The sequence below is a fragment of the Cyanobium sp. NIVA-CYA 375 genome, from assembly GCF_056108345.1.
Genome location: NZ_JBSYHW010000357.1, coordinates 1 through 653, shown reverse-complemented (window position 1 = coordinate 653; position 653 = coordinate 1). Strand labels below are relative to the sequence as shown.

The window sequence follows — 653 nt, the reverse complement described above, 5'->3', positions numbered from 1 at the left end:
CTGCGTGGCCGTAAACCCGGCACTGGTCAGGCTGGACATATAAACGATCAACGCCGTGCCCGCGACGCCAGTGGCAAAATTGTCGATGGTGATAGCGCCATACAGCACCGCCATATTCGGCCCCGACACCGCCAGCCAGACGAACACCAGGTTCGACAGCGGACTGGCAAACACGCCGATCACCATGCTCTTGATGATGCCGAAGCGGGACACCATCCAGGCCCCGAAGGTGATGCCCGCCAGCGACGCCACGACACCGTAGACCTTACGCACCTCGGCGATCTGGGTGAGGGTGAATCCCAGGTCAATGTAGAACGGGTTCATCAGATTCAGGACAAAGTCGGACAGCCGGTACAGACAGATCAGCGCCATGATCATCAGTCCGAACTTCATGCCGAAGCGTTGGAAAAAATCGCCCAGAGGCTGGCCGTAGGAGCGCCGCAGGTAGGCGCCGGGTCGCGTCACGACGCCAGGCACAGGCACACAGGCCAGAGCAAGCAGACCCAGCCCCGCAAGCACGCCGCCAAACTGCAGGAAGATGCCATTCGGCCGGGCCTCCCAGGCCGTCCTGAAGGCTTCGGCCCCCGCATCACTCGCGTTCCATACCCAACCTGTCTGGGATCGATTACTCCCAATTTTTAACAGCTGGAAGC

The 653-nt window shown here is 60.8% G+C and carries 1 protein-coding gene; it reads right to left on the bottom strand.

Translation table 11 applies throughout. The features are described 5' to 3' along the window. Window positions 1–653: MFS transporter (locus AC01FP_RS18565; RefSeq protein ID WP_474482358.1), on the bottom strand; the 653-nt coding region annotated here is incomplete at both ends.